A 254-nucleotide genomic window follows, 5' to 3' on the forward strand; every position below is an offset into this window, starting at 1 on the left:
CTCCACGGCGGCCAGGGTGTCCGTGTCCAAGTCGTTGGTGGGCTCATCGAGCATCAGCACGTTCGGTTCACCCACCAGCAGGCGCAGCAGCTGCAGGCGGCGGCGCTCACCGCCGGAGAGCTCCTTGACCGGAGTCCACTGACGCTGCGCGGAGAAGCCCAGCTGCTCCACCAGCTGGCCGGCGGACAGCTCGCGGCCGCCCACGTTGAACACGCGCTTCTCGTTCTCGATGACCTCGATGACGCGCAGGTCGG

The 254-nt window shown here is 68.5% G+C and carries 1 protein-coding gene; it reads right to left on the reverse strand.

Features of this window, described 5'->3' with window-relative positions:
- Window positions 1-254, reverse strand: a 254-nt coding sequence (locus SB754_RS21610) for an ATP-binding cassette domain-containing protein (protein ID WP_410784369.1), incomplete at both ends; no start/stop codon positions are given.

Source organism: Leifsonia sp. SIMBA_070, assembly GCF_046534635.1.
Lineage (GTDB): Bacteria > Actinomycetota > Actinomycetes > Actinomycetales > Microbacteriaceae > Leifsonia.